This window comes from Candidatus Aquiluna sp. IMCC13023 (assembly GCF_000257665.1).
Lineage (GTDB): Bacteria > Actinomycetota > Actinomycetes > Actinomycetales > Microbacteriaceae > Aquiluna.
Map to the genome: position 1 here is coordinate 50,793 of NZ_AJKR01000001.1, position 26,136 is coordinate 76,928.

The window sequence follows — 26,136 nt, forward strand, 5'->3', positions numbered from 1 at the left end:
ATTGTGACTGGGTTATGGATTCCGCTTAGCAGGAGTGGCGAATTTTGTCGGGTCAGCAATTGCCTCTTGAAAAACCAACTCAGATGCGCCGATGGCCATTGAATTGGCTCCAAGTTCATTGACAAAAATCCGCATGCCTTCCAACGATGCTGGAATCGCGTGTTTTTTGATTACTCGGTGGAAGTAGTTCTGGTCGAATCGGTACAAGAATCTAAGGAAACCGGCCAGCACGAAGACCTCTGGATTAAAGATGTTCGCAAGGTTTGCTGTTGCGATTCCCAGCGCTTCGAGTTGCCTTCTGGCAAGGGCGGTTGATTCGGGAGTTCGGTTGTTTAGTAGCGCGATCTCGAGATCTTCATCGGAAACATTCTTCAATCCCAAGACAGCCTCCAGGTCATCTCTTCTGACCAGGGCCTCAAGGGTTCCTTGAATTCCCGAGTAGTCCAGCTCTTTGCCTGAACTGATTCTCATGTGCCCAAGCTCTGCTGCGTAACCGCGAAAACCCTTCAGCTCGGTGCCGTTCATGAACACACCCCCTCCGATACCGGAAGTGCCGTGCATATAGACAACATCTGTGGCGCCCTTGGCTGCCCCGTAGGCCATCTCGGCCTTACAGCCTAAAGACGCATCGTTTGCGACAAAAACCGGCATTGATAGCCGCTCCGTTAGTAAGTCACGAATCGGGAATTCGGACCATTGCAAATTCGGAGCCTGCCTAACAATGCCGGTCAGGGAGTTAATCTGCCCCGGCACAATTACACCAATTCCGAGAATTCGGTAGGGAGTGTCACTGGTTTCAAGCTGAGTTACGAGGCTGTCAATAACCTGAACCATGTCCTCGAGTGCTTGGTCTTGGCCGATTGGGTCATCGTAGAGCAGCTTTTCCGAGTGAACGATGGTTCCGTCGAAGGCAACGGCCTTGACTTCGAGGTAGTCAACTTCAGGGTGTACTGAGATTGCGAGCACTTCCTTGGAGGCGTCGACGCCCAAGCTGGGTCTGCCAACTCGGTCAAGTTGTTCGGCTCCGGTGTCCGAGGCAAATCCCAAATTAACTAACGTCGTTACAAGCTTGGCAACAGTGGATCGACTTAGGCCAGTGAAACTGCAAATCTCAGAACGAGTAATTGCGCGGTGCTCGTGAATCAAACCAAGAACAGTTGACAGGCTCGATCGTCCTGAGGCTCGGGCTTCAAACATTGGGGTCGCTTTGGAGGTCATCTTCAGAGCCTAATACTTTCATTTAGTTTGTCTAGGTAGTCTACAAAAAAGCCCATTAAATAAAGAGAGTGGCAGAAAATTCACTCGGATCGGCCCTGAAGAACCCAATTAAAAGCTAATTGTTACCAAATCTTGATAAAAATTATCCATTTTTATTTGTTTCGTGTGGAAACATAATGAAACCTACTTCAGCCGACTTGGCTCAAGCCGGGTAGAAACAAACTACTTAGAAAAATAAGGGGAAATATGAAGAAGTTCAGAATTGCTTCTCTAGCTGCAGTTGCAGCCGCATCTTTGGTGCTGGCCGGCTGTGCAGCAGACACTGCAACCGAAGAGACCTCCACTGCAGCTGCTGGCGAGACCGTGGCGGAAGCGCTACGCGCTTGCGTTATCCTCCCGGATGCTGACGCCGGAACTCGCTGGGAGCCGGGCGACCGTCCAGCTCTAGAGACCGGACTAACCGCTGCTGGCTACGACGCTGACATTCAGAACGCGCAGTCAGACACCGCAAAGTACGCAACCATTGCTGACGCTCAGCTAACCAAGGGTTGCGATGTAATGCTTCTAGTTGACTACCAGGGTGCTGGTGCAGCTGTTGCCGAGAAGGCAAAGGCTGCTGGAGTTCCAGTTATCGCCTATGACCGTCCAATTGCTGGAGCGGACTACTACGTATCATTCGACAACTTCACAGTTGGTGCCCTTCAGGGACAGATGATCGTTGACGGACTTGTGGCAGCGGGCAAAGACCCAGCAACCGCTAGCATCATTTACTCATCGGGTGACCCATCCGACGGTAACGCAGCTATGTTCTTCGATGGTGCCAAGAGCGTTCTTGACGCCGCTGGTGCATCACCTGCGTTCACCATGGAGGGAACCTGGGACGGCGCAAAAGCTGGAACATTGTTCGAGCAGGCTTTCACCGCAGTTGGTGGAAACGTTGACGCAGTTCTAGCTCCAAACGACAACAACGCAGCCTCGATCATCTCAATCCTGGACAAGAACGGCCTAACCGTTCCAGTATCAGGTCAGGATGCATCAACAGCTGGTCTTCAGAACGTTCTTTTGGGCAAGCAGTACGGAACGGTTTACAAGCCATTCCAGCTTCAGGTTGCCGCGGCTCTAGAGATCATTGCAGCGATCCTTTCGGGCGAAACCGTCACAGCTAACAAGACCCTTGACGACGGAACCCCATTCATCGCAATCGATCCAATCATCACAACCGCCGAGTTGGTCAAGGACGTCGTCGCCGACGGCCAGGCCACCGCAGCGGATCTTTGCACCGCAGAAGTGGCAGCAGCTTGCGCCACCTTCGGCGTAGAGTAATTAGCAACTAGTAATTAGTAACTAGCTCATTCCCGGGCGGTTTCCGCCCGGGAATGAGCTTCTAATAAGAGCAAGAGGCCCCACCATGTCGCAGGCACTCGTTCAGCTCAAGAACGTTAAAAAGAGCTTTGGTCCAGTAGACGTTCTAAAGGGCGTCGACCTAGAAGTTTTTGCAGGAAAAGTAACAGCCCTTGTCGGAGACAACGGAGCCGGCAAGTCAACTCTCATCAAAGGTCTGGCTGGAGTTCAGCCCTATGACGCCGGAGAAGTTAGATTTGATGGCGAACTGCAGGAGCTCCACTCACCCCGGCAGGCATCGGCACTCGGCATCGAAGTCGTGTATCAGGACCTAGCGCTCTGCGAAAATCTTGACATCGTTCAAAATATGTTTTTAGGTCGTGAGACCCTGAAGTCTGGAACCCTAAGCGAAGCCGAAATGGAAGCTGCCGCTGCAAGAGCTCTGCAGTCACTTTCAGTAAAAACCGTTAGGTCTGTTAGACAGACTGTTTCTTCGCTGTCCGGTGGTCAACGCCAAACCGTGGCTATCGCAAGAACTGTCTTGCGCGATGCCAGGCTGGTAATCCTCGATGAGCCGACCGCCGCTTTAGGTGTCGCTCAAACCGAGCAGGTTTTGAATCTAGTCCGCCGTTTGGCAGATCAGGGCTATGGCGTTCTAATGATCAGCCACAATCTCTACGACGTTTTCAAGGTAGCGGACGACATTGCCGTGCTGTATTTAGGAAACATGGTTGCACAGCTGGAAACCGCAAAGACCACCAGCAATGAGGTCATCGGTTACATCACGGGCATTGCAACAGATGTTAAGGAAGGCTAATCGTGGCTGAGAAGGTAACACTGCAAACCGGTCACGAGGGTGGAGTGAAAGGGCAGGTTTCTGCTTATTTCTCCAGGCTCAAAGGCGGCGACATGGGCGCGCTACCCGCGATGGCAGCAGTTATCGTCCTGATGGCGCTATTTGCTAACCTATCTCCTTATTTTTTGACTGAGATAAACATTGCAAACCTGTTTGTTCAGTCGGCAGTGCTGATGGTTACTGCCATGGCACTTGTGTTTGTTCTACTGCTTGGAGAGATTGATCTAAGCGCCGGCGTGACCGCTGCTACCGGGATGGCTCTGTTTGTGAAACTAACAAACACCGGCTGGGACTGGCCAGTGGCGTTAGCGCTTGGATTCTTGGTTGGGCTAGTAACTGGCTGGGTGCTAGGTATGTTCGTGGCCAAGATCGGTGTTCCATCTTTTGTGATTTCACTTGCTTTTTATCTTGGTTTTCCAGGTGTGATGTTGATCATCTTGGGTTCTGGTGGAATTCTTCGACTAGAGGTTGAGCCAATCAAGGCAATCATGAACGTGAACCTTCCGGTGTGGGGCGGTTGGGCCGTTCTGGCCGTCACCGTCATCGTTGCACTTGTGCTATCAGTTTGGGATAGGTCCCGCAGGCTAAGAGTCGACCTTCCGGTTCGACCAATGATTTTCCTGGTCGCCAAAATTGCGGCCTATCTGGTTGTTGGCGGTGGAATAATATTTATGCTCAACTTGCCTCGCAGCTTGGTTGCGGCTAATCCAATTCGTGGTGTTCCCATCGTGGTTCCTATCGTGATTCTCTTGATGTTCGCCGGAACCTTCGTACTGAACAGAACACGGTTCGGCCGATATTTGTATGCGGTGGGTGGAAACCCAGAGGCTGCAAGACGTGCCGGAATCAATGTTGCTCGCATCCGCATCTACGCCTTCATGATCACCTCGACACTCGCCACAATGGGTGGGCTGATGCACATCAGTCGAATCGGAGCCGTTGAGGCAGCTGCCGGAAAGATTATCGTTCTATCGGCTGTCGCGGCAGCTGTGGTGGGTGGCGTTAGCCTCTTTGGTGGCAGAGGAAAACTATTCAATGCGGCCATTGGAGCCATTGTGATTTCAATAATTGATAATGGCTTGGGCCTAATGGGCTTCCCTGCTGGAGTTAGCTTTATTGTGACCGGAGTAGTGCTTGCACTGGCCGCGACCGTGGATGCTTTGGCCAGAAAACGAGCCCCTGGGATGCGAATCTAATAGCCATAAAGTTGGATTTGGTTTTGCAGTCTGACTAAGTGGGTTTCCTTTTTTTATAGCCCGCGCTTATTGCTAGAAACCGGCCTTATTGAAGAATTTTATGATTAGCCTTTATAAATGAATGCAACCCTAAAGCTAGGCAGCTTGGATGACCTAAGGGCTTTTAGGCGCCTGCTTTTGGTTCCTTTCGACCATCTAAATTTCGACCGCGGAGTCCTCAAGGACGCTGACCCGGCAACCGATATCGTGCTTTTTGTTCAGAGCGAACGAATGGTCACCGGTCGGCCATTTCATAAAGAGCGGCTATTTTTCTTGATCTCTTCCGCCAGGCACTTCGCGGCGGAACTTGAAAAGTCTGGATTCACTGTTTTGTTTATCGAGGCAGAGACAACAACCGCTGGAATCACTGAGGCAAGAAAGGCCGTTGGGGAATTACCGGTCTTGTGTGCAGAGCCGTCTTCTTTTAGGCAGCGATCTCAGCTTGCTAATTTCGGTGTCGAGTTTGTGGAGAATGATTTCTTCTTGACGCCAAGAAGGTTATTTCAAGAGTGGGCCGGTGGCCAAAAAAGCTTTGTAATGGAGAACTTCTATAGGGCCCAAAGAGTTCGTCTTGACCTGTTAGTTACGGACGGTAAGCCGGAACAGGGTCGCTGGAACTTTGATGCCGATAACCGGCTGCCACCACCTAAGAATTACACCTGGCCAGAAAGGCTCACCCACGCTCGCGACAAAATCGATACTGATGTAGCAAAGAGCCTGAATTACGAACCGACTGACAGTTGGGCCACCACTCGGGATGGAGCACTTAGGCAGCTTGAACACTTTTTGAATAATCACCTTGCGGGCTTCGGGCCATACGAAGATGCCGTGACACTCGATGAATGGTCTCTGCACCACAGTCTTTTGAGTCCCTACCTAAATAATGGCCTGATCACACCTGCCGAAGTGGTGGCTGCCGCCATCGAGCGCTACAACGAGGGCCACGCTCCGATTGAGTCAGTGGAGGCCTTTGTTCGGCAAATTATTGGCTGGCGCGAATACATAAATGGCATGTACTGGTTTTTGGGCGAAGACTACAAAGAGCTAAATGGCCTTAGTGCGACCCGAAAGCTACTGCCACTGTTTGCGGATTCATCGAAAACCAAAATGAACTGCGTTAGCCAAGTCGTTTCACACGTGGAGACGCGAGCTTGGACCCACCACATCCCAAGGCTCATGATTCTTAGTAACTTGGCCCTTGTCACCGGCACCAATCCACAGGAGTTTTTAGATTGGATGCGAGAGCAGTTTGTCGATGCAGCCGAATGGGTAATGGTGCCGAACATCATCGGCATGGGAGTTCATGCCGATAGCGGCCGCCTTATGACCAAGCCCTATGCGGCCGGTGGGGCCTATATCAATCGGATGACGCAATACTGCAAGGGCTGCGCATACGACCCTAAGAAGCGAGTGGGCGACGATGCCTGTCCATTCACCACTTTGTATTGGGATTTTCTTGACCGACACAAAGAAGAATTCAAGAAAAATCACCGCATGAGTCAGCAGGTGTTTGGGTTGAATCGACTATCGGACTTGCCCGAGCTCAAAACTCGTGCCGCGGAGGTTCTAAGTGGCTTGAGTGAAGGAAAAATCTAGGCCCAGGGATCGAGCAATTAGATGGCTGGAATGGCTCTCAAATCTCCCGACAAGGCCGCTGACTTGCTGCCTTGCTACTTTGCGCTGAGTTTCAAAAGAAACTGGCCGGCACCGGGGGTTATTTCGGTGAAGAACTTGGTGGTTGGCGCGAGCCTTGACAAGCGGTCCAATAGCCAGATGGACGCCTGTTCGGCATCTTCGTTGGTTGCGCAACGGCCGACGGCTTCCCTGCCGCCTTTTTTTGCGAGGCGTTCGACCGATTCAAATATTGCTGCTGGGTCAAAGACAAACAGCTCCTTTGACCAAGGAACAACCGGCGCAATCTTGCCGCGCATAGTGTTGCAGGAACGGTGGGCCAGTCGTTCAACGGTCGTGGCTCCCTTTTTGGCCTTTGAGGCTGCGTAGCTGTCGGCACTTGGTCCTTGGTCAGAATTCACAGAACCATCTGGGTCTACTGGCTCATCGCATAGCCAACAGCGCCAGTTATCATTTTGGCCAATTTGATTTAGATCGCTCATTATTACCGCCCTCAAAGTGAACTTTAGTCAGGCTAAGAACAGGCCGCTGAGATAACAGGAACGTGATTGATATTCTTGTTGAAATTTAATTAGTTTTTGCTTGGTTTGATTGAATCCGGGCAAGTGCGATTGGATAAAAAAGTGAGTAATCAGAAAACTACGAGGCTTGACCTGAGCCTGATTGTTGAGGCTGCCAGATGCCAGTAATGCCAATGTTTCCGTTGGGCCTAGTTCTTATGCCCCACCTGCCGCTTGACCTAAGAATCTTCGAGGAGCGCTATCTAAAACTGCTTGGCGATTTGCTCGGAGATGAAAACCCAGAGTTTGGTGTTGTTCTCAACGGTCGTGGTGAGGATGAGCGTGGCAAGGAAAAGCGCTTTGACATGGGCACGGTGGCTCTCGTGACAGACATTGGCACCACCGAGGAGTTTTATGGTTTGCAATCAGTTGGGGGATCTAGGTTCAAGGTGAATGCTTGGCTTCCGGATGACCCATATCCGATCGCCGATATCGATTTCTTGCCTGATCTAGTTTGGGACAATGGTCTTGAACCACTTCGGCAGGAACTCGAGACAAAGGTCCGAAAGCTATTGTCTTTCGCAAGCGAGTTTGCTGATTTACAGTATGGGGCGGACACGATTTTGAGTGATGACCCCATGGAGGCCTCCTGGCAACTTGCGGGAGTATTACCGGTTGGTCAGTTAGATCAGATTGACTTGCTGCAGTCGCAGTCCACCGAAGAGCTATTGACGAGGGCACAGCACATCGTGGATAACGCCGATGACACCCTCCACGCCATGATCACGGACCAAGAAGGCGTTGGCCTGACTGACGATGAGGACTAGATCGTAGGTGAGGTGAGTGCCTTGGCACCGTTTTTACGCTGCGGTAGATAAAGTTCAAATCAGAAAGATTTTGACGAATCGACTCATTATTGGGCGACCGAAAATCATTTCGCCTAGTCGGATCGGGAACTCTTCGATTCATTGCCATCAGTCGGACAGGCATCACTGGTTCCAAAACGCGAGCTAAGACCCATAAAAACCGATAATGTGATGGGGAATTATGAGCAATTTATCTGAGTTGGCTAGAAGATTCGATAGGGAAGACTTATGTCAGTAATTGGAGTAGTGACCGAGCAGTCACAAGAATCTAGAGTTTCGGCCACCCCAGAAACCGTAAAGAAGCTTCTTGCACTGGGATATGAGGTCCTAGTTGAAAAGGGCGCGGGAGCCAAGGCAGCATTCCCGGATTCCGCCTATAAAGAGGCAGGCGCCAAGGTAGTTGCAGGAGCCTCCGCATGGAAAGCAAACATCGTCTTGAAGGTCGATGCACCCACAGACTCCGAAGTAAAGAAACTCCAGGCTGGAACGGTTCTTGTCGGCCTGTTGAGCCCTGCTTTTAAGCCTGAGCTCCTCGAAGCTCTTGCCAAGCGGAAGGTTACCGCGTTAGCAATGGACGCAGTGCCAAGAATTTCCAGAGCTCAGTCCATGGATGTGCTCAGCTCAATGGCGAACATTGCTGGTTACCGTGCGGTGGTTGAAGCCGCTCACGAATTTGGTCGCTTCTTCACCGGTCAGGTTACTGCCGCCGGAAAAGTGCCTCCGGCGAAGGTTTTGGTTGCCGGTGCTGGAGTGGCGGGGCTTGCAGCAATTGGTTCTGCATCGAGTCTCGGAGCTATCGTCCGAGCAACCGATCCGCGCCCAGAGGTTTCCGACCAGGTTCGCTCAATCGGAGGCGTCTACTTGCCCGTTGAGGTTGAAGAGAAGATGGAGACCGGCGACGGTTACGCGAAGGCCACAAGTGACGCTTATAACAAGCGCGCTGCAGAGATGTATTCGGAGCAGGCTGCGGACGTTGACATTATTATCACCACCGCTTTGATCCCAGGACGACTCGCTCCAAAGCTAATAACTGCAAAAGACGTCGCCCTTATGAAATCCGGAAGCGTGATTGTGGACATGGCTGCGGCCCAGGGCGGCAACGTGGCGGGTTCAGTAGCGGGAAAAAAGGTCGTCACCAAAAACGGTGTCACCATCCTTGGTTACACCGATCTACCAAGCAGGCTTCCAGCTCAGTCTTCACAGCTCTATGGCACCAACCTGGTAAACCTTTTGAAGCTGCTAACCCCAGCGGCAGATGGCAAGCTAGTGCTTGATTTCGAGGATGTTGTTCAACGTGCCGTGACAGTAGTCAAGGCCGGTGAGATAACTTGGCCGCCACCACCAATTCAAGTTTCTGCAGCCCCACAGGCTGCAGCTCCTGTTGAAGCTGTTGTTGAGAAAAAGAAGATGTCGGCGCAGACCAAGAGCATCTTGATTGGTTTGGGCTTCGCTGCAGCTTTTGCCGTAATTTCATTCGCACCTCCCTTGTTGCAGCAGCACTTTCTAGTCTTATCCCTGGCCGTAGTGGTCGGGTTCTATGTCATCGGCAAGGTTCACCACGCTCTTCACACTCCGTTGATGAGCGTTACCAACGCAATCTCTGGAATCGTGGTGGTTGCAGCCATCTTGCAGGTCACCGATTCCAATGGTTTGATTCAGATACTCGCTGCAATTGGTGTGACGCTTGCGAGCATAAATGTCTTTGGAGGCTTCGCGGTTACCCGCCGAATGCTCAAGATGTTCACGAAGGGTGAGAGCCGATGAGCGCCGTCGCACTAGCAAACTCCGCATACATTGTTTCAGCACTGCTTTTCATCATGAGCCTTGCAGGTCTCAGCAAGCATGAGACCGCAAGAACCGGTTTGGTTTATGGAATGGCAGGTATGGCCATTGCCATCTCTGCAACCATTTGGCTCACGTTGTCAGGCGAGTGGAACGACTCAACCTCCACCGGCTTTGTGCTTTTGGTTGCAGCCCTGTTGGTGGGAGCTCTAATTGGGCTCTGGCGGGCCCGAGTGGTCGCAATGACAGGCATGCCTGAACTCATTGCCCTTTTCCACAGCTTCGTTGGTCTAACGGCCGTGTTGGTTGGTTGGAACGGTGCTCTACACACAGCAGATGTCACAGCTGAGATGATCGGTGTTCACCGTGCAGAAGTGTTCATCGGAGTCTTTATTGGTGCCGTTACCTTTACTGGTTCGATCGTTGCCTACCTAAAGCTCTCGGCAAAGATTTCCTCCAAGCCACTTATGCTCCCGGGCAAGAACCTGCTAAATCTCTCGGCATTGGTTGGCTTTTTAGTTCTAACGGTTTGGTATGTAATCACACCGGATCTGTGGCTTTTGATATCAGTAACAATCCTTGCACTGGCTCTTGGTTGGCACTTGGTTGCATCAATTGGTGGTGGGGACATGCCAGTGGTTGTCTCGATGCTAAACAGCTATTCCGGTTGGGCAGCAGCTGCAACTGGATTCTTACTAAGCAACAACTTGCTTATTGTTACCGGTGCCCTAGTCGGTTCCTCCGGTGCTTACCTTTCTTACATCATGTGCAAGGCAATGAACCGTTCCTTCATTTCGGTGATCGCCGGTGGCTTCGGTATTGAAGCCCCTTCCTCTGAAGAGGAAGAGCAGGGTGTTCACACCGAGATAGATGCTGGATCCGTGGCTGAACTTCTTAGCAATGCCAGCAGCGTGGTTATTACTCCCGGCTACGGCATGGCAGTAGCTCAAGCTCAGTATCCGGTTGCAGATCTTGCAAAGCGCCTGCGCGACAAAGGTGTGAATGTTCGATTTGGAATTCACCCGGTCGCAGGGCGTCTTCCAGGACACATGAACGTGCTTCTTGCTGAAGCAAAGGTTCCCTACGACATCGTGCTTGAGATGGACGAGATCAACGACGAACTTTCTCAGACCTCAGTGGTTCTAGTCATAGGCGCCAATGACACCGTGAACCCAGCCGCCACCGACAACCCAGGCAGCCCAATCGCCGGCATGCCGGTGCTGAAGGTCTGGGAGGCTGAGAGCGTGATTGTCTTCAAGCGCTCAATGGCCTCTGGTTACGCAGGTGTTGCAAACCCACTGTTCTACAAGGACAACGCCAGAATGCTCTTTGGCGATGCCAAAGATCGGGTTGAGGACATTCTCAGAGCTCTTTGATGTTGCGCTGGCTTATTGCTCTGCCTGAGCCACTGTCTGAAGCTCACTCCTAAGGTTTGGGCAACATCCAATGGCGCAATTATCGGCCCACGGACCTAAGGGTGAGAGCGCCTTCTTGTCAGATCCCTTGATGCGCTCGAGTATCAAATCAGCAATGCCGTCGACGAATGCGTGATGATCAGAAGCGGTAGCGGCTCTTAAGAAGTGCATACCTAGCTCCTCTGCGGTTTCCTTGGCCTCATTGTCTAGATCCCAGACAACCTCTACGTGGTCACTCACAAAGCCAATAGGCACGACCATAACTGCGGTTTTTCCAGACTCATGGGCAGAGCGGATTGCATCGTTCACATCTGGCTCAAGCCAGGGCGTCTGCGGACTGCCGGACCTGGACTGGTAGACAACTTCCCAATTTGGAGATTCTTGCTCAAGTCGCTTGGTGACGGCATCGATTACTAGCCCGCCGGCAACTAGGTGTTGTGCCTCGTAGGCACCACCGGGAGCGGTGAACTCATCCCGTCTTGTTGGAGGGCCACTGGTTTCGCCCATGGTGTTCGGGATTGAGTGAGTGGCAAACATGATTTGGATGTCTTTGTCTTCGATGCCCTCGCCGCGGAATTGAGTTAGCTTTCTAGCAACATCTTCAATCACTGGCTCCAGGAAGCCGGGGTGGTCAAAGTAGTGGCGAACCTTATCGATCTTCATCTTGCCAACCAGGTCATTATCATCGAGAGCTTTATAAAGGTTCTCTCGATACTGGCGGCAGCCTGAGTAGGAGGAGTAAGCGCTCGTCACCCACGCCAAAACAGTGCGGTGGCCATCCTCGTACATTTGCTTCACAACATCTGCGAAATACGGCTCACTGTTTCGGTTCCCCCAGTAAACCGGGATGTCTATGCCGCGATTTGGAAAGTGCTCTTTTAGCTTGGCAAGCAACGCACGGTTCTGGTCATTGATTGGGCTCACGCCACCAAGTGCCATGTAATGGTGAGAGACCTCAACCAGGCGCTCCTGTGGGATACCGCGACCAGCTGTTACGCGCTCAAGGTATGGCATTACTTCTTCCGGGCCTTCCGGGCCTCCGAACGAGGTCAATAAAATTGCATCGTAGGACATTTAGTTTGTTCCGATCTGGCTAAGTTGTATTTTTCTTCCTGTGTAAAACGGGACCTCTTCGCGCACGTGCAGTCGGGCCTTGGTGTACCGAAGCTCGCGCATCATATCCACGATCTCGTGTAAATCATCTGACTCAAGCGCCAACAGCCACTCGTAGTCACCTAGAGCAAAGGCCGCGACTGTGCTCGAGAGAATGCCCGGGAACTCTTGGCCGGCTTTACCGTGCCCAATCAGCATCTCGCGACGTTCTGCCTCCGGCAGCAGGTACCAGTCGTAAGACCTTACGAATGGGTAGAAGCAAAGCCAGTCTTTGGGTTCCTTACCCAGCATGAAACCGGGCACGTGGCTTCGGTTGAACTCCGCTGGCCTGTGAAGCCCCATTGCACTGAAAACGCTCTCGTAGTAAGCGCCTAGGTCGGTTGCTAGAAACGACTTGATCGCACCCTGCACCTCTTCAGCAGTCTCAGCGTGAATCCAAAGCAGTAGGTCTGCATCACCCCTGAAACCTGTTAGGTCATAGGAGCCGCGAAGCTCAATCCCTTCTTTGGTCAGAGTCTCCTCGAATTCCGCGACCGGAGTGCCGGCGTTTGTCCTTGGCACGCTTAGTCTTCTAAGTGCGGTCCAGTTCGTGTAGCGAACCGTTCTGTTGATTTCCTCTACCTTAGTTTCCTGTTCCAATGAGATCTCCTTCTCTAGTTGCTAGCTCGTGTTTTAAAATTCCCAACAGGCCATTTCCTGACATGTATGCGCCGCGCAGCTCTACGCCCAAAGGTTCAACAAGGCGTCTAATCCGCTCAATTCTTCTGAGGTGCCCGGCGGATGCTTTGACTAGAGAGTCTTCCCAAAGCACTTCGACTTGACCAAGCAGCTTTGGACTTTTCACTCCGTAGATCAAGTCGAATGCCGCGAGGATGGCGGATTTTTGTTGGGCGCTGTCTAACCGCGTTGGACTTCTAAAACTAAATCGGACTAGATGCTGATCTTTTTTTAAATTGCCGTTTAGCCATTCCCACTTTGCATTTAGGTGGGTGGTCGCCTTTACTGCAAGCCCTAAATCTTCTGCTACAAGAGCGCCGGTGCCAATCGGAAAACTATTGAGCTCCGGTGACTCAACCAGCACTGTCACCAAAAGTGTTTCTAAGGACTCGATCTCCTGAAGGGCTATCGACAGCTCATGAAATTCGAACAACATTCTTGCTGCAGCGCTTGCCGTTGTTGCGATAACTAAGTCATTTGCGTAAATGGTTTCTCCCGCTTCAATCTCAAATTGGCCATTGCTCAACTTTGATACCCGAGTGACGTCGGTGCCTAGGCGCAAGGTGCCACCAGATTGCACAAACTCGTGGACCAGCTTTTCGATGAGCACATGCATGCCACCCTCAAAGCTCGCAACTGCTGATCCAGGGGCAGGCTTATCTCCTCGAAGCGTCTTGGCGGCTTCAACTATCGAACCTTTTGCCTTGAGTTCTTTTACAAGACCGCCAAGCACGGACCTGGCCTCGAGATGCTCTGGTAAAGATCCATGAACCCCTGAGATCACGGGACCCACAAGTGAATTTGTAAATGCTGGGCCGAGTCTCATGTCGATTAGCTCCCGCACTGAAAGCTCATCGAGGTTTTCAGGAAGTGGTTTGGCGTCAAGCGTTCTGGCAAGTGCAAGCGCTGGAGCACCAAGAAACTCAAGGTCCGAGTCAGCAAGGCTCACTGGAACACCAAATACACCTTGGGGTATTGGGTGGACGCCTATTTTCGAGACAATAACCGGAGCTTTGATATTCGGCTTAACAACGAAAGAATCAAGACCAAAATCTGACAACCAATTTTCAAACTCAGGGGTCACATTCGAGAAAGCTTCTGCTCCGGAGTCGAACTTGACGCCGTCAATTTCCTCAGACTGAATCAAACCGCCAGGTGTTTGGTTTTTCTCAAGTAGCAGGACTTGCTGACCGGCTCGAATAGAACTCAGTCCGTGCAACAGACCTGAAAACCCAGCACCAATGATCACCTTGTCGATGCTCATTTTGTTAGCTCGTGCACTAGCGAGACAATCTTGGTGAGAATTTCTGGGTCAGTGTCCTTCGGAACCCCGTGGCCCAGGTTCACGATGTGTCCCGGTGCTCCCTGGCCAGAAGCAATGACATTTTTAACTTCTTGCTCTATTACTTCCCAGGCTTCGGTCAACAGCTCTGGGTTGATATTGCCCTGAAGTGGAACCGATGGCCCCAAGACTTCAGTAGCAAAAGAAAGTGTCGTGAAGTGATCGACCCCCATCACCGTTGCACCGGTCTGATGCATTTCAGACAACATCTCTTTGGTCCCAAGACCAAAGAGGGTCCTAGGAACTGCAATACCCGCCTCGTCTTTGAGGTCTTCGAGAAGAGAAAATAAGGTCTTGGTGTGCGGGGCAGCAAACTGTTCGTACTCGGAAACTGTAAGTTTCCCGGCCCAGCTGTCAAAGACCTGCAGGGCACTTGCGCCCGCCAAAACCTGGGCCCTGATGAATTCCGCAGTGATCTCTGCGCACCAGCCAAGAACACTGTTCCAAAGCTTGGGATCGCCATGCATTATTGCTCTGGACTTTGGGAGATCCTTGGAGGGGCCACCCTCAAATAAGTAAGACGCCAGCGTAAATGGAGCCCCACCAAATCCAATTAGGGGTGTGCTTCCAAGTTCTGCAACAACCTTTTGTACTGCTAACCGGATTGGTTCAAGACTCTCGGGCGTTATTCGCTTGAGTCTGGCAAGGTCTTGAGTTGTTGCGATTGGATCCTTAATCACTGGACCCACTCCGGCCACAATCTCAACGTCTATGCCCGCAAGTTTGAGTGGGATCACAATGTCTGAAAACAGGATTGCAGCGTCCGTTTGGTGCCTACGAACTGGCTGCATTGTGATCTCAAAAACCATGTCCGGGTTGAGGCAGCTTTCCAGCATTGTTGTGCCCAGACGAATCTCGCGATACTCAGGTAATGACCTGCCTGCCTGACGCATGAACCAAACTGGAAGCGGTGCCGTGCGCTCGCCACGCAAGGAGCTGACCAGTGCAGATTTTGCAGTCAGGCCGGTGTTCAAGGGATGGCTCGCGCTTAGGATCACCTCAATATCCTCCGGAGCGCGCTCTTAGATCCTCTGACAAAGTGTCAGGAGGTCGGTTGATACCTTTTGAGTTGTGGGACTTGTATTTATTGGTTCAAACTTTAGAGATAGCGAACTGAGCTGGCTTGAGAGGCTTGAGGCTGCCAGCTCGGCTATAAGAGCCAGGCTTGACGACGAGTCAAGCCTGATTGACTCACATGTTTCTTTGGCCACCTGCAACCGCTTTGAGCTTTATTTCGAAACCGATGATTTTCACCGCAGTTTAGATACTGTCGTTGACGCCATTGCAGAAGAGACGAATGAAAACAGGGATTCTGTCTCTCAGTCTCTTCAAATTCTCTCCGGCGACAAAGTTGCACAGCATCTTTTTAGCGTCACCTCTGGACTGGACTCGATGATAGTCGGCGAGAGTGAGGTCACCGGACAGGTTCGCAGGGCACTCTCCCGCGCTCAACTAAGTGGTCCCTTAGCCCCATCTGTTCAACAGCTATTTCAAACTGCGCTTCGGGTCTCAAAGAAGGTTAGCCAGACCACTGGAATTGGCTCTTCCGGCAAGTCCGTTATTACAACGGCCCTAAAACTCTCTGAGCCGATGATGCCTCAGGGTGGACCAAAGCAGGTGCTCATCATCGGCACCGGTGCCTATGCACGAGTGGTGACAGCCTTCTTCAAAAAAACCGAGGCAGGTGACATAGCTGTTTACTCGGGCTCGGGACGTGCGGAAATGTTTGCCGAGACTCATTCAGTCAGGGCCGTCACTAATCAAGACCTAGTGGCAGAGCTGTCCCGGGCAGATATCGTCATCAGTGCAAGTGGCTCGATGGGCCACCTTCTAAACGAGGCCTTGGTGTCAAAGGCTCTTGAGCTAAGAAACGGAGAGCATGATTTGGTCATCGTTGATGTCGCTCTTTCCAAAGATGTAGCACCCGCCGTCCACGAATTGGCGGGTTGCTTCGTGTTGGATCTGGAACGCCTAAAAGAACTCACCCCGGAGGAGCATTCAATCTCGATTGACATTGCTCGTGAAATTGTGAAGGCGGCGTCTGAGGAATTTGAGCTAGAGCAACGCGCCAAAAGCATGGGCCCAATGATCACTGCGCTCCGAGACCACATCGGACTGAGGGTTGATCAAGAGATTGATTCTGTAAAGCACAGACTTGACCCTCAAACAGTGACTGAGATTCGAAAATCACTCTCCAGAGTGAAGGATTCGATTTTGCACACACCAAGTCTTAACGCGAGGAATTTAGCTGGGACGGGAAATCAAGCGGAATATGTCAACGCCATCAGGGTGCTGTTTGACATAGAAATCGGTGAAAATGGCTAAATTTCGCATTGGTACTAGGTCCAGTCTGCTTGCCCTAACTCAAACCAGGTGGGTTGTGTCTCAGCTGCAGCTCCACTTCCCCGGGCTTTCTATTGAAGAGGTGTTGATCACCACCGAGGGCGACCTCACAACCACACCGCTCTCGGAATCTAAAACACCCGGAGTTTTTGTTTCGGCACTGCGTAATGCACTTCACGACCGTGAGGTGGATTTCGTTGTTCACTCGATGAAGGATCTACCGGCAAAACTGGAGCCGGGAATCAGTTTGGCTGCAGTCCCGAAGCGCGAAGATGTCAGAGACGTCTTGGTGTCAAAGGGAAACCTGCAACTCTCAGAGCTGAAAAGCGGCGCCAGGGTTGGAACCTCTTCGCCTAGAAGGGCTGCGACTCTGAGGCAACTGCGACCAGACCTGGAGTTGGTATCAATTCGAGGCAATGTAGACACCAGAATCGCCAAGGTGCGAGAGGGTGATTATGACGCCACCATTTTGGCTCTGGCAGGACTCAACCGCATTGGTAGATCAGCGGAGGTCAGCGAGATCTTTTCAACGGAGGTAATGATTCCTGCTCCTGGTCAAGGTGCACTGGCAATCGAACTTAGGACTCAGGACAAAGAATTAGCTGCGGTATTAGGTGCAATCAATAACGCATCGGATCTGCTGGTAACCACAGCTGAGCGGTCGGTCCTGCGCGGTCTCGGCGCTTCTTGCGCAACCCCCATTGGGGCTAGCGCGCGTTTTGAAAACGGTGAGCTAATCCTGATTGCGGAACTAGCAATTGAGTCAACTGGCCAAGCCATAAGGGTTTCAAGGTCAATTGAATCTGATCTCCACAACCTTGAGCAGGCTGAGGAGATGGGTCTAAGTGTCGCGGCCGAAATGCTCAATAGCGAAATTGCGGATCGGGCGGCACTCAAGTGAAGATTTTGCTGATTAGGCCAAATCGTAACGAGGCCGACGCGGCGGCGCTCGCAGAATTTGGAATAGAAACCGGGATTGATCCGTATCTTGCGATTTCTCAGGTGAACAATGTTTTGGGTGCCCAAAAAATGCTAGACGCGTTGAGGTCTAAGAACGAAAAGTGGCTCATCTTAACCTCCTCAAACGGCCTGCAGTATTGGCAAAATCTTTTGGATCCGGGTGAGCTTGAGAAAGTGGTTTTTGAATCGGAGTCAATTCAATTTGCCGCCATCGGACAGCAGACCAGGAGGCAGCTTTTCGCACTGGGTGCCAATGAAGTTGCGGTTGCAGATCGGTTTGATTCTGCCTCTTTGGCTGAGACGCTTTCTGGAGGCAACCCAATACCCGTCGTGATTCCGGCCGGCTCAATCGCGATGCAGACCCTGGATAATTCGCTGTCAGGACTTGGATTTGATGTCATCTCGGAAGTTGTTTATCAAACCAACCCTGTCGTCACTTCTCCCAATTCTGTTGGCCAAATTGCCGCTGGCGTTTTTGATGCGGTTTTGTTGAGATCGCCAAGTGCCGCGAGAACGTTTTTGTCCATGAACCCAAGCCCCCGATTGAGCATCATCTGCGGCGGTAACACCACAGCCAAAGCCGTTCAGTCTCTGGGTGTGAAGCCCGATTTGATCTCGGCTGATCCCAGCCCCGAGGCGATCGCCAAGGCAGTTTCTGCATATTTTTTGGACAGGAGAAACTAATGCTAAAGCGTCCCAGAAGGTTGCGTTCCAGCGCTGCAATGCGGGAGCTGGTCGCCGAGGTGCGGCTTAGTCCGGAGAATCTTATGCTTCCACTTTTTTTGCGTGAAGGGCTAGTTCAGCCAAAGCCAATCGAAGGTATGTATTCAGTTCACCAGCACTCTCAAGAGACCTTTCTCCAGGAGCTCGATCGAGCACTTGCTGTCGGGATCAAATCAGTTATGGTTTTTGCCGTTCCAGAAAAAAGGGATGAGACAGGATCCGAAGCTTGCAATAGCGAAGGTGTGCTTTCAAGAGCCATCCGAAGTGCGCGAGCGCACGTCGGAGACAAACTGGTGCTGGTTGCAGACCTCTGCCTAGATGAATTTACTGACCATGGCCACTGTGGGGTTTTGGATGAAAAGGGCGAGGTTGATAACGACGAAACCCTGAAGCACTACCAGGAGATGGCCCTAGTTCTTGCTGATGCCGGTGCTGACCTTTTGGGCACAAGCGGCATGATGGATGGCCAGGTTCAGGCCATAAGGGAAGCGCTTGATGAGGCAGGTTTTATAAACGTCGGCATTCTTGCCTATGCGGCTAAGTACGCCTCTAGTTTCTATGGTCCTTTTAGGAATGCAGTTGAGTCAAAACTTGAAACTGACAGAAAGACATACCAGCAGGATTGGCGAAACGTCGTTGAGGCGCAGCGTGAGATTCAGCTGGATCTTGAACAGGGAGCGGACATAGTCATGGTTAAACCGGCCATGAGCTATCTAGATGTGGTGCGAGCCGCTGTTGAGATTAGCGATGTTCCGGTGGCGGCCTATCAGGTTTCAGGAGAGTATTCCATGATCGAGGCTGCCGCGAGCCTCGGGCATCTAGATAGAAAACACGCGATTTTGGAAAGCCTTCACTCCATCAGGCGAGCGGGCGCGACCATTATCTGTAGCTATTTTGCAATTGAGGCAGCCACTTGGCTAGGAGAGAAGAAATGATCACCACAGGTTCAAACAGTTGGCACGAGAGAGCAAAGCTCTCAATTCCGGGCGGCGTGAGCAGTCCGGTTCGGGCTTTTCAGTCCGTTGGGTCGCATCCGAGGTATTTTGTGCGCGGCAGTGGTTCAAAGGTCTTTGACATCGACGGAAACCAGTACGTTGACCTGGTTGGCTCCTGGGGTCCCATGATTTTGGGTCATGCGCACCCGGCAGTCGTGGAGGCTGTGGTAAAAACCTCAAGAGATTCCTTCTCGTTTGGAGCCCCTGGGCCTAACGAGGTTTTGCTGGCGGAGGAAATCATCGCCCGCGTTATGCCTGCCGAGCAGGTTAGGTTCGTATCCTCCGGCACCGAGGCCGTGATGACCGCTGTTCGACTGGCAAGAGCGGCTACCGGGCGCGATTTGATTGTGAAATTTGCAGGTTGCTACCACGGTCACAGCGATGCACTTTTGGTGGAGGCGGGATCTGGAATTGCCACTCTTGGACTTCCTAACTCCCCAGGCGTGACTGTTGGTGCGACAAAGGACACTCTAGTTTTGCCCTACAACGACGAAGCAGCGCTCCGAGAGCTATTTGCAACCCGGGGCCATGAGGTCGCCGCCATCATCACTGAAGCTGCCGCGGCTAACATGGGCGCAGTTCCTCCAGAGCCAGGCTTCAACAGACTGTTGGCTGATTTGACCAAGAGTCACGGCGCGCTTCTAATTCTTGACGAGGTAATGACCGGTTTTAGAATTTCTGCCGGTGGTTGGTGGCAGGCATTCGGAAAACCAGAAGGCTGGGAACCGGACTTATTTACCTTTGGCAAGGTCATCGGTGGGGGCTTCCCGCTCGCGGCAATCGCGGGTAAAAAAGAGGTGATGCAGCTCCTTGCACCAGTCGGAAGCGTTTATCAGGCTGGAACTTTGAGTGGAAATCCGGTTGCAACCGCATCTGGTCTTGCGACCTTGGAAAACTGCACTCTAGCGGTTTACGAAACCCTAAATCTAAGGGCAGCACAAATAGGGGAGGGCATAAGTCAGGCTCTCTCTGGTGCCGGACTAGAGCACAGTTATCAAACAGCGGGAAATCTATTTTCTTTCTTTTTTGCACCAGGTAGGGTGACCAATTACGCAGAGGCCAAGCTTCAAGACACCGCCCGCTTTGCAAGGTTCTTCCACGGTCTTTTAGAAAAAGGCGTATCGGTACCACCGTCTGCTTTCGAGGCCTGGTTTGTTTCTGCTGCCATCACTGATGCGGACGTCGACCAGGTTCTCTCCGCAGCTGAATATGCGGCAAAGATTACCTGAGAACTCTCAGGAGCCGAGAAAAAAACTACGTACAATTAAGGCAGATGAGATCTCAAACCCTTGATGCACGCCTAGAGGCGATACTTGGCGCAGCCGCTGAACTCATTACAGCCAATGGCGTGGAGTCCGTAACGATGGCAACGCTGGGAAAAAGAACCGGTCTGTCTCGACCCGCCATCTATCAGTACTTTGCCTCTCGAGATCACGTCTTGGGTGAGCTGTTGATCAATGAAATGGCTGACCTGAGCAACGAGATAGATCGTTTGATTTCAGAAATCGAAGATCCTCTCGAACGGGTCCGGGTTTGGATTCACTACTCCCTTGCTCACCTGGCCAGCGCGGAGCACCGAGTGGTGAGGCAGATCTCTATCGAGAACCTTCCTGCTGACCAACGCGGCATGCTCAAGGCAATGCACGGTTACTTCATGATAAGTCTGATCACTTCTCTGAAGGACCTAGGGGTTGATGAGCCAAGTACCTTGTCAGGCATGATTTTTGGTTCAATTGCCTCAGCCGCCAAGAGAATTGACGACGACGGCAATTTTGCCGCCGAAGCCAGGGCGGTTGAGAAATTTGTAATGGCCGGAATTCAGTCGGAAATTAGCTAGCTGGTTTCAGATTTAGTTACCCTAAAGCCTTCCAAAACAGTGCCCTTGTCTTCGCGAGATACTGACCGCCTTTGGTTTTTATTCCAAGTCCCTAGCTTCATTTGCATGAACGGGTAGAGATTAGGTGCGTAGCGAAGCTTTTCGCCTTTTTTACTCTGGAAATTTCGCGTCAACGATTACGGTTGGCATGTAGTCATGAGCGCAAAGAATGAGCAAGAGTCGGTCTGGGACTATCCCAGGCCTCCAAGAGTCGAGCCTGTGTCAGAGCACATAACCGTCACTCACCGAGGCAAGGAACTGGTTTCAACAAACCAGTCGGTAAGGGTGTTAGAGACTTCACACCCTCCCACCTACTACATACCGATTGCCGACTTTGCTACCGGGGTGTTGGTGCCTGTGGAGGGGCAGACCTATTGCGAGTTCAAGGGAGCCGCCAGCTACTTCGACCTTGTTGTTGGCAACAAACGCATCCCAAGGGCCGCGTGGACCTTCGAAAATCCAACCAAGGGTTTTGAATCGCTCTCAGGCAGGGTAGCTCTATACGCCAGCAGGGTCGATCGCTGCACAGTTGGTGAAGAAGTGGTTCAGGCTCAAGAGGGCGACTTTTATGGTGGCTGGATAACCAGCAAAATCGTTGGCCCCTTCAAGGGTGCTCCCGGAACCTGGGGCTGGTAGGACACTCTTACTTAGTCTCTAAATCAAGCAAGTAACTGGCGGAGAATAGGGGATTCGAACCCCTGAGGGCTTGCACCCAACACGCTTTCCAAGCGTGCGCCATAGGCCACTAGGCGAATTCTCCAGAACCCCGATTCTAGCTGCATTTTATGTGGTCTGGAAATTGGCTGTTTCTGGGTTTAGAATTGAGAACGACTCCTCGTGTGGCGTCACCTTGGCTAAATCCCCCAGGATCGAAAGATAGCAAGGGTAACTGAGCTCTGATGGGTGCACGGGGGGTCCTTTTTTATCAACCGCAGGCTTGCAGTGCTTTTTTTTGGCTGCGTACCGCTTCAATGAGCCAAGGATTTTCGAGTAATGGATGAACTGTTTTTGCGATTTGGGGACTTGCCGCTCCACCCGCTAGCCGTGCACTTTGCAGTGGTGCTTCTGCCGCTTAGCGCGATTGTTTTTATAGTCGCAGTTTGCTGGCCAAAATTTAGAGGCAAGTTTCTAGTTAGCTCGCTCGTCGGGCTGGGGGTTTCACTCCCAGCTGTCTATGTTGCTTCCCAGTCGGGCAAGGCATTCCAGGAGGTCGTTGGCAGCCCCGGCGTGCACGCTGAGCTGGGCGATTCGATGATGGCGCTTTCGATTGGCATGTTTGTGGTCGCATTTGCGTACTGGCTTGCCGTAAAGAGAGATCTAGCAAAGCCGATTGTCTACGCACTTAGTTTTATCGGCATCTCAGTTGCGATTGCCTCGATAGTAATGATTGTCCTTATTGGCCACTCTGGCGCTGCAGCGACCTGGTCCTCGGTCCTCGGCTAGCAAATGCCCGCAAGGCTGTGGAATTGTCCTTGCTTGTCTGCTGGCTCGGTTAGGCTTGGCGCGTGACCACAGCCCTATATAGACGCTATCGACCAGAGAGTTTTGCCGAGCTAATTGGCCAGTCTCAGGTGACCGATCCGTTGCGCTCCGCCTTGAGGGCGGACAGGGTGAATCATGCTTATTTGTTCTCCGGCCCAAGAGGCTGTGGAAAGACAACAAGCGCCAGAATTTTAGCCAGGTGCCTGAACTGCAAAGAGGGTCCCACCGACACTCCTTGCGGTAAGTGCGATAGCTGCATCGAGCTTTCACGAGGTGGACCTGGTTCTTTAGACGTAGTAGAAATTGATGCGGCCAGCCACAACGGTGTTGATGATGCAAGAGACCTTCGAGAGCGGGCCATTTTTGCTCCGGCGCGTGACCGCTACAAGATTTTCATTCTTGACGAGGCTCACATGGTTACCCCGCAGGGCTTCAATGCCCTGCTAAAGATTGTTGAAGAGCCACCAGAGCACGTGAAGTTTATTTTCGCAACCACAGAGCCTGAGAAAGTTATTGGAACCATTCGGTCCAGAACTCACCACTACCCCTTCCGGTTGGTGCCTCCGGGCGAGCTACTGGAATATCTAGGAACCGTTTTGACAGCCGAGGGTTTCAGCGCTGAGGCTGGTGTAATGCCGCTTGTGGTTCGGGCGTCGGGCGGCAGTGTTCGAGACGCTTTGTCCCTGCTTGACCAGCTGATCGCTGGCAGCGACACCAAAGAGGTTGCCTATCAGCGCGCGGTAAACCTGTTGGGCTTCACCCACGATGAACTTATGAGCGAGGTTATAGACGCCTTTGCTGAGATTGATGCGGCCAAAGCTTTTAGTGCGGTTGACAAGGTAATCCAGTCCGGCCAAGACGCAAGAAGATTCCTTGAGGACCTGCTTGAGCGCATCAGAGATCTAATGCTTGTCAGCTCTCTTGGAAACGATGCTAAGGCCATCTTGCGAGGTATTGGGCCCGAGCAGTTCGACATTCTTACGATTCAAGCGAACAGATTCGGTCTTTCTGATTTGACCGCAGCTGCGGAAGCCACTTCTAAGGCGCTCTCAGACACCAGTGCGGCCTCAAACCCAAGGTTGCAGCTCGAACTTCTTTGCGCAAGAGTGCTAGCGCCAGTTAGCCAGCGATCCATCGCTTCAATTCACCAGGAGCCAGTTGCGGCAGTTGCTGCTCCGGTAGCTGCGCCAGTAAAGACTCAGGTCACGCCAGCCAAGACCACAACTTCCGCACCAGCCACTCCAGCTACCCCGGACAAAAAGGAAGCCAAACCAGAGGCTGCAAAGTCAGTAGCTCCAGCAGTAGAACAGAGCCCGGAGCCTGAGGCAAAGTCCATTATTACTGCTCCAAAGCAGCCGGTTGTGCCTGCTCAAGACATCACCACGGCAACCGTCAAGTCAGCTTGGCCGATGATTCTAGAAACATTGGCAAAGCAATCCCGGTCTGCTTGGGCTGTTGCATTCACCACCAAAGTGATCGATTTCAAAGACGAAGTTCTAACCCTGTTGTTTCAAAGCCAGAACGATGTTGATGCCTTCAAGAGTTCGCAGGGAGCATCTGAAGTACTGCGCCAAGTTATTCGCGAGCAATTGGGCGTTGTTGTCAAATATCGGGCCAAGGTTGCCGAGGCGCCGGTGAAGCCCGAGACAAAAAATACGGTTGAACCAACGGCACCCGAAGAGTTCACGACCGAAGAAGAGATCGAAGCACAAGACGCCCCAGTTGAAGTTATTCAGGCTTCTGAACCAGAAGCCGAGCAAGCAGGAGAGTTTGTCCTCAGAGAGGTGCTTGGAGCCAAGCCGATAAAGGGTGAGCCTAACTAATGTATGACGGAGTGATTCAAGAACTAATTGATCAGCTTGGTCGGCTTCCAGGTGTGGGACCCAAGTCTGCCCAACGCATAGCCTTTCACCTGATTGAAACCGACAGCGAAGTTGCCCTTGAGCTTGCGGATGTGCTTCGAGAGGCCAAGGAAAAAGTTCGTTTTTGCATTACCTGCGGAAACGTTTCAGAAACCGAGCAGTGCTCTATTTGTTTAGACCCAAAGCGAGAGCTAACTTCCATTTGCGTTGTGGAGGATTCCAAGGACATCAACTCCATCGAACGAACAAGAGAGTTCAGGGGTAAGTACCACGTCCTTGGAGGAGCAATTTCTCCAATTATTGGAATTGGCCCAGACCAGCTGAGAATCAAGGATTTGCTAAAGCGCCTAAGCGACCCGGAAATTACAGAAGTTATCCTTGCGACCAATCCAAATCTGGAGGGTGAGGCGACCGCCACCTACCTGATTAGGCTCTTGGGATCAATGGAAATCACCGTTTCCAAACTCGCCTCCGGCTTGCCAGTCGGCGGCGATTTGGAATATGCAGATGACATGACTTTGGGTCGCGCCTTTGAGGGGCGCAAAAGAGTCAACTAGAATTGGCAAGATGCCAATGAGGGCATGATTCCCCAAATCCAGGAGCCTAAATTGGCAGTTATTGTGCAGAAATATGGAGGATCTTCCGTCCAAGACGCTGAGAAGATCAAACATATTGCTGCGCGCGTTTTACAGACTCAAGCCGAGGGAAACCAGGTTTGCGTTGTGGTTTCTGCCATGGGCGACACCACCGATGACCTAATCGATCTTGCAAATTCAGTTTCTTCCTCGCCCGCAGGTGGTCGTGAGATGGACGTATTACTAACCGCCGGTGAGCGCATATCCATGTCGCTACTGGCAATGGCTATAAAAGAGCAGGGTGGTCAGGCAAAGTCTTTCACCGGCTACCAGGCCGGTATTTCCACTGATTCGGCTCACGGATCAGCGAGAATCTGGAAACTAGAACCAATTCGCATCCAAGAGTCTTTGGCAAAGGGTGAGGTCGCCATTGTTGCCGGTTTTCAGGGCTTTAGTTTTGAAAATGGTGACACCACAACCTTAGGTAGGGGCGGGTCCGACACCACTGCCGTGGCATTGGCAGCAGCTCTTAAGGCAGATGTCTGTGAGATCTACTCAGATGTGGATGGCATTTATACCGCTGACCCAAGAGTTGTTCCTCGGGCTCATAAGTTAGCTCAGATAGACATCGAATCGATGCTGGAACTTTCATCCTCCGGAGCTAAAATCCTTTACATCCGTGCGGTTGAATTCGCACGCCGCCACAAGGTCCCAATCCGCGTTAGGTCCTCGTTTAGTACTGACCCCGGAACCCTCGTTTACACAGCTAGTGCAGGAGATGACATGGAAGAGCCAATCGTTTCAGGTGTTGCAACTGATGACACTCAATCAAAGGTGACCGTCGTTGGACTGCCCGACCGACCGGGTAAGGCAGCGGAAGTGTTTCAGATAGTGTCCGAAGCCGGTGCGAACATCGACATGATCGTGCAGAACGTCTCGACCGATGAAGATAAGCGCAGCGACATTTCAATGACGCTGCCTCACTCCGATCGACACAAGGTGGTTCAGGCCCTCAAGGACCGCCAAGAAGAGGTCGGCTTCGAGAACATTACCTACGATGACGAAATCGGAAAGCTATCGGTCGTTGGCGCTGGAATGAAGACCTCATCCGGAGTATCGGCAAGGCTTTTTGGAGCGTTAGCAAAAGCCGGAATCAACATCGAGATGATCTCCACCTCGGAAATCAGAATCTCAGTTGTAACTCGCGCCGACCAGCTAAAAGAAGCCACCAGAATCGTTCACTCCGCTTTCGAGCTGGACGCCGCCGATACCGCAATCATCTACTCCGGAACCGGTAGGTAAA

The 26,136-nt window shown here is 51.9% G+C and carries 24 protein-coding genes, 1 tRNA gene and 1 other RNA gene; 19 read left to right on the plus strand and 7 right to left on the minus strand.

The annotated features are described in order from the left end of the window. Positions 1-12: 12 nt before the first annotated feature. Positions 13-1,218, minus strand: a complete 1,206-nt coding sequence (locus tag IMCC13023_RS00265; protein ID WP_007540018.1) for an ROK family transcriptional regulator — start codon at positions 1,216-1,218, stop codon at positions 13-15. Positions 1,219-1,464: 246 nt separating this feature from the next. Here IMCC13023_RS00265 and IMCC13023_RS00270 point away from each other — a divergent pair, with 246 nt between their 5' ends. The 4 genes from IMCC13023_RS00270 to IMCC13023_RS00285 all read left to right on the plus strand — a co-directional run bounded on the left by IMCC13023_RS00270 (position 1,465) and on the right by IMCC13023_RS00285 (position 6,246). Beyond that, positions 1,465-2,541, plus strand: coding sequence for a substrate-binding domain-containing protein (locus IMCC13023_RS00270; protein WP_007540020.1), 1,077 nt, complete (start codon positions 1,465-1,467; stop codon positions 2,539-2,541). 85 nt (positions 2,542-2,626) lie between these two features. Beyond that, a complete protein-coding gene (locus IMCC13023_RS00275) occupies positions 2,627-3,376 on the plus strand; it encodes an ATP-binding cassette domain-containing protein (RefSeq protein WP_007540022.1) in 750 nt (249 codons plus the stop codon). 2 nt (positions 3,377-3,378) lie between these two features. Continuing rightward, on the plus strand, positions 3,379-4,611 hold the full coding sequence (locus IMCC13023_RS00280; protein ID WP_007540024.1) for a sugar ABC transporter permease: 1,233 nt from the start codon (positions 3,379-3,381) through the stop codon (positions 4,609-4,611). A gap of 117 nt (positions 4,612-4,728) precedes the next feature. Further along, on the plus strand, positions 4,729-6,246 hold the full coding sequence (locus IMCC13023_RS00285; protein ID WP_007540026.1) for a cryptochrome/photolyase family protein: 1,518 nt from the start codon (positions 4,729-4,731) through the stop codon (positions 6,244-6,246). Between the two features lie 74 nt (positions 6,247-6,320). On the opposite strand, the gene IMCC13023_RS00290 is transcribed toward IMCC13023_RS00285, so the two are convergent. After that, complete coding sequence (locus IMCC13023_RS00290) at positions 6,321-6,764, minus strand: hypothetical protein (RefSeq protein WP_007540028.1); 444 nt, start codon at positions 6,762-6,764, stop codon at positions 6,321-6,323. Positions 6,765-6,961: 197 nt separating this feature from the next. On the opposite strand from IMCC13023_RS00290, the gene IMCC13023_RS00295 reads away from it, so the two are divergent. The 3 genes from IMCC13023_RS00295 (at position 6,962) to pntB (ending at position 10,806) form a co-directional block, all read left to right on the plus strand. Beyond that, positions 6,962-7,609 (plus strand): LON peptidase substrate-binding domain-containing protein, encoded by a 648-nt coding sequence (locus IMCC13023_RS00295; protein WP_007540030.1) that lies wholly within the window; start codon positions 6,962-6,964, stop codon positions 7,607-7,609. A 267-nt stretch (positions 7,610-7,876) separates the two neighbouring features. Then, positions 7,877-9,412 carry a Re/Si-specific NAD(P)(+) transhydrogenase subunit alpha gene (locus IMCC13023_RS00300; protein WP_007540033.1) on the plus strand — a complete coding sequence of 512 codons (1,536 nt, stop codon included), beginning with the start codon at positions 7,877-7,879 and terminating at the stop codon, positions 9,410-9,412. Continuing rightward, positions 9,409-10,806 (plus strand): Re/Si-specific NAD(P)(+) transhydrogenase subunit beta, encoded by a 1,398-nt coding sequence (gene pntB, locus IMCC13023_RS00305; protein WP_007540035.1) that lies wholly within the window; start codon positions 9,409-9,411, stop codon positions 10,804-10,806. The genes IMCC13023_RS00300 and pntB overlap by 4 nt, the downstream gene beginning before the upstream one ends. A gap of 12 nt (positions 10,807-10,818) precedes the next feature. Here pntB and IMCC13023_RS00310 read toward each other — a convergent pair whose 3' ends face one another. The 4 genes from IMCC13023_RS00310 to hemE are packed head-to-tail and all read right to left on the minus strand — an operon-like array spanning position 10,819 to position 15,015. Beyond that, positions 10,819-11,919 carry a ferrochelatase gene (locus IMCC13023_RS00310; protein ID WP_007540038.1) on the minus strand — a complete coding sequence of 367 codons (1,101 nt, stop codon included), beginning with the start codon at positions 11,917-11,919 and terminating at the stop codon, positions 10,819-10,821. Next, entirely contained in the window at positions 11,920-12,597 is a 678-nt protein-coding gene (hemQ, locus tag IMCC13023_RS00315) for a hydrogen peroxide-dependent heme synthase (RefSeq protein WP_007540040.1), read from the minus strand. It lies immediately after the preceding gene. Next, positions 12,581-13,939, minus strand: coding sequence for a protoporphyrinogen/coproporphyrinogen oxidase (locus tag IMCC13023_RS00320; protein WP_007540042.1), 1,359 nt, complete (start codon positions 13,937-13,939; stop codon positions 12,581-12,583). Before IMCC13023_RS00320 ends, hemQ begins: the two co-directional genes overlap by 17 nt. Next, positions 13,936-15,015 carry a uroporphyrinogen decarboxylase gene (hemE, locus tag IMCC13023_RS00325; RefSeq protein ID WP_040324701.1) on the minus strand — a complete coding sequence of 360 codons (1,080 nt, stop codon included), beginning with the start codon at positions 15,013-15,015 and terminating at the stop codon, positions 13,936-13,938. Before hemE ends, IMCC13023_RS00320 begins: the two co-directional genes overlap by 4 nt. Positions 15,016-15,088: 73 nt before the next feature. Here hemE and IMCC13023_RS00330 point away from each other — a divergent pair, with 73 nt between their 5' ends. The 7 genes from IMCC13023_RS00330 (at position 15,089) to IMCC13023_RS00360 (ending at position 21,550) form a co-directional block, all read left to right on the plus strand. Continuing rightward, positions 15,089-16,342: a glutamyl-tRNA reductase gene (locus tag IMCC13023_RS00330; RefSeq protein WP_007540046.1), complete on the plus strand. Its 1,254-nt coding sequence runs from the start codon at positions 15,089-15,091 to the stop codon at positions 16,340-16,342. Next, positions 16,335-17,261 carry a hydroxymethylbilane synthase gene (gene hemC / locus IMCC13023_RS00335; RefSeq protein WP_007540049.1) on the plus strand — a complete coding sequence of 309 codons (927 nt, stop codon included), beginning with the start codon at positions 16,335-16,337 and terminating at the stop codon, positions 17,259-17,261. The genes IMCC13023_RS00330 and hemC overlap by 8 nt, the downstream gene beginning before the upstream one ends. After that, the gene (locus IMCC13023_RS00340) at positions 17,258-18,004 is read left to right on the plus strand and encodes a uroporphyrinogen-III synthase (protein WP_007540052.1); all 747 of its coding nucleotides are present in this window, start codon (positions 17,258-17,260) and stop codon (positions 18,002-18,004) included. The genes hemC and IMCC13023_RS00340 overlap by 4 nt, the downstream gene beginning before the upstream one ends. Further along, positions 18,004-18,978 (plus strand): porphobilinogen synthase, encoded by a 975-nt coding sequence (gene hemB / locus IMCC13023_RS00345; protein WP_007540054.1) that lies wholly within the window; start codon positions 18,004-18,006, stop codon positions 18,976-18,978. The genes IMCC13023_RS00340 and hemB overlap by 1 nt, the downstream gene beginning before the upstream one ends. After that, on the plus strand, positions 18,975-20,267 hold the full coding sequence (gene hemL / locus IMCC13023_RS00350) for a glutamate-1-semialdehyde 2,1-aminomutase (protein WP_007540056.1): 1,293 nt from the start codon (positions 18,975-18,977) through the stop codon (positions 20,265-20,267). Before hemB ends, hemL begins: the two co-directional genes overlap by 4 nt. A gap of 44 nt (positions 20,268-20,311) precedes the next feature. Further along, a complete protein-coding gene (locus IMCC13023_RS00355) occupies positions 20,312-20,875 on the plus strand; it encodes a TetR/AcrR family transcriptional regulator (RefSeq protein ID WP_007540058.1) in 564 nt (187 codons plus the stop codon). A 195-nt stretch (positions 20,876-21,070) separates the two neighbouring features. Next, complete coding sequence (locus IMCC13023_RS00360) at positions 21,071-21,550, plus strand: DUF427 domain-containing protein (RefSeq protein WP_007540062.1); 480 nt, start codon at positions 21,071-21,073, stop codon at positions 21,548-21,550. Positions 21,551-21,586: 36 nt separating this feature from the next. Here the strand turns inward: IMCC13023_RS00360 and IMCC13023_RS00365 are convergent. Next, positions 21,587-21,674 (minus strand) — tRNA-Ser (locus IMCC13023_RS00365). 66 nt (positions 21,675-21,740) lie between these two features. On the opposite strand from IMCC13023_RS00365, the gene ffs reads away from it, so the two are divergent. From ffs to IMCC13023_RS00385, 5 genes are all read left to right on the plus strand, one after another. Next, positions 21,741-21,837: signal recognition particle sRNA small type (gene ffs, locus IMCC13023_RS07120), an RNA gene on the plus strand. A 70-nt stretch (positions 21,838-21,907) separates the two neighbouring features. Beyond that, a complete protein-coding gene (locus IMCC13023_RS00370) occupies positions 21,908-22,357 on the plus strand; it encodes a DUF2231 domain-containing protein (protein WP_007540065.1) in 450 nt (149 codons plus the stop codon). 62 nt (positions 22,358-22,419) lie between these two features. After that, complete coding sequence (locus IMCC13023_RS00375) at positions 22,420-24,219, plus strand: DNA polymerase III subunit gamma and tau (protein WP_050816687.1); 1,800 nt, start codon at positions 22,420-22,422, stop codon at positions 24,217-24,219. Next, complete coding sequence (recR, locus tag IMCC13023_RS00380) at positions 24,219-24,815, plus strand: recombination mediator RecR (protein ID WP_007540069.1); 597 nt, start codon at positions 24,219-24,221, stop codon at positions 24,813-24,815. The genes IMCC13023_RS00375 and recR overlap by 1 nt, the downstream gene beginning before the upstream one ends. Before the next feature lie 51 nt (positions 24,816-24,866). Beyond that, positions 24,867-26,135: an aspartate kinase gene (locus IMCC13023_RS00385; protein WP_040324702.1), complete on the plus strand. Its 1,269-nt coding sequence runs from the start codon at positions 24,867-24,869 to the stop codon at positions 26,133-26,135. The last annotated feature ends 1 nt before the right edge of the window (position 26,136 follow it).